The 2,233-nt window shown below is 62.0% G+C and carries 3 protein-coding genes and 1 pseudogene; 3 read left to right on the forward strand and 1 reads right to left on the reverse strand.

The window, feature by feature from the left end; translation table 11 throughout:
* The 3 genes and pseudogenes from QT222_RS02165 to QT222_RS02175 form a co-directional block, all read left to right on the forward strand.
* Positions 1 to 378 (forward strand): annotated as a pseudogene (locus tag QT222_RS02165) (hypothetical protein); the annotation flags it as partial.
* The gene (locus QT222_RS02170; RefSeq protein WP_004572508.1) at positions 375 to 830 is read left to right on the forward strand and encodes a DUF7266 family protein; all 456 of its coding nucleotides are present in this window, start codon (positions 375 to 377) and stop codon (positions 828 to 830) included. The pseudogene QT222_RS02165 and the gene QT222_RS02170, both read left to right, overlap by 4 nt.
* On the forward strand, positions 827 to 1,603 hold the full coding sequence (locus QT222_RS02175; RefSeq protein WP_004572509.1) for a DUF7289 family protein: 777 nt from the start codon (positions 827 to 829) through the stop codon (positions 1,601 to 1,603). Before QT222_RS02170 ends, QT222_RS02175 begins: the two co-directional genes overlap by 4 nt.
* Before the next feature lie 24 nt (positions 1,604 to 1,627).
* On the opposite strand, the gene QT222_RS02180 is transcribed toward QT222_RS02175, so the two are convergent.
* Positions 1,628 to 2,233 (reverse strand): DUF7308 domain-containing protein (locus tag QT222_RS02180; protein WP_491476161.1); only part of this gene is annotated, 606 nt, incomplete at its 5' end.

Here is a 2,233-nt window from a genome sequence, read left to right on the forward strand (position 1 = left end):
GTGACGGTCGAGGACGCTAGCGGGTCGCGTTCGACGTGTAGTGTCGCCGCCGACTCGGGCGATTACGTCAGCCTCGACGTTCCCGCAGGGGAACTCAACGGGACGGCGTGTGACCCCCTCGATACTGTTCAGACCGACCTCAGCGGCAAGACGACAGTGACCTATCGCAGTTCGACACAGGCCGAAGGCACCTACGAACTGTTTGTCAACAAGACGAACAGTACCGTCTTCGACGCCGCGAAATACGAACCGGCGGACAGTGGCTCGTCGCCGGTCGCCGAAGAGGCGCTGTACGCCGTGAACGTGTCGTACGTCTACCAGACCGGCGAGACGTACGTCTCTAGAGAAGTTCGGGTCGCACCGGGTGAGATTACATGAGGCTTCGTTCGCGCTCGACCGCCCGCGGCGTTTCGACGGCACTCAGCTACGTTCTCACGCTGACTATCACCGTCGTCCTCGTCTCTGGGCTGATGGTCGCCGCCGGCGGATTCGTCTCCGACGAACACGCCCGAGTCACCGAAACAGAACTCGACGTTATCGGAAACCGGTTGGCTGCTGGTATCGAATCGGTCGACCGCGTCGCATCCGACGGTGGAAAGACAAGCGTCAACGCGACGGTTCAGCTCCCGCCGCGTGTGGCTGGCACGACGTATACCATCGAAATCGTGCCGGGGTCACCGAACGAACTCGTACTTACGTCGACAGACCCGAGTCTGACGGTTCGTGTCCCGGTGAAGACGACCGCGCCACTCGACGCCGGTCGGGTCGATGGCGGCGACGTGTTCGTCACCTACGACACGGCGTCCGGAACGCTGGAGGTGGGCGCATGAACGACCGGGGTGTGAGCGACACACTCGGGTTCGTCTTCGTCTTCGCCATCATTCTCTCGACGGTTGCCGTGGTCACGACCATCGGGATGGCCGGCCTGCAAGACACCCGTGACGTAGAGCGGGTCAACAACGCCGAGCGGGCATTCGACATTTTGGGCGACAACATGGAGGACATCGCGGACCGCGGCGCGCCGAGTCGTGCGACGGAAGTAAAAGTCGAAGAAGCCCGACTGTATCTCGACACTCCTGTCGAGTTCGTCATCTCCGGCGAGTTGACGACGGACTCGTCGGTCAACTTCACGAATACGTACGAAGTCTCGCCGGTCGTCTACGAAGCCGATACGAGTGAGGAACGACTCGTCTATGTCTTCGACGCACTGCTCCGCACGCGCGGAAACAGTGGGACGTTCGTCCGAACGCCGTCGCTCGTCCTCACGCAGGACCGCGTGCTGATTCCGGCGTTCGTGACGCGCCCGGACGAATCGGCGACGACGGCCGTCGGTGGGTCGGGGACGTTTCTCGTCCGCGCCGACAAGGCGGCGAGTAACGTGCTCGCGGCCCGGTCTGAGGGCCAGTACGACGTGAACATCACCGTTCGTTCCCCCCGGGCCGCGCTTTGGCGCGACGAGTTATCACGCCGACCGGACGTGACCTGCGACCCTGTCGTCGCACCCGCGACTTCCGATGACTACCCGAGCGTTTCCTGCTATGTCGACGGCGCGGAACGGGTGTACGTCGTCTCGACCGCGGTCGACCTGACGTTCGCGGACTGAGTTCTCTTTTTTTTTTATTTACCCTCACTCGACTCGGACTTCGACCTCGTTTTCCGTGACGTGCAGGAAGGTGATGAACTGGCCACCCTCCGCTTGGTCGTAGACGAGTTCACCGCTCGACCCGGACTCATCGACACTCTGGCTGTTGCCTGGACCGTCCGTGACTGTCAGTTCGAACTGCGGTGAGACGAGCGAGAAGTAGTGGTTGACGACGAAGGCCATCTCCGCGGTGTCGCCGTCGCCCTTGTGGTACGTCTGTCCGCTATCGGCGGTGTGCTCGTCGAAGGTGACGCTGTCGTAGGCGCTTCCGTCGACGATTTCGGGCGCGAAGTGCCACTTGTTCTGGTTCCCGAAGCCTTTGTCCGACTGGATGTCGCCGTACGTCATCTGCTCCGAACTCGTGAAGTCGACGGTGACTTCGGGGTTGCTCGTCGTGCAGTCGATGCTCACGGCGTCGCTGGTGTCCGGGTCGAGGTCTTTCGCCTGCCAGCCGTGGTACTTGTCGTCTTCGGTTGCGTAGTAGAGCGTCAGGTCGAACGTGCCGTCGTAGCTGCCAGATTTACACTTGTCGTCGGCCTGGACGTGGAGTTCGAGGTCTTTCTGGTCGCCGTCGTAGTACATCCCGGAGGC

It is taken from the genome of Haloferax sp. s1, from assembly GCF_058382125.1.

Bases quoted from the DNA above. Each gene is read 5' to 3' on its own strand.
- QT222_RS02170 (WP_004572508.1), top strand. From the start codon at position 375: ATGAGGCTTCGTTCGCGCTCGACCGCCCGCGGCGTTTCGACGGCACTC.
- QT222_RS02175 (WP_004572509.1), top strand. From the start codon at position 827: ATGAACGACCGGGGTGTGAGCGACACACTCGGGTTCGTCTTCGTCTTC.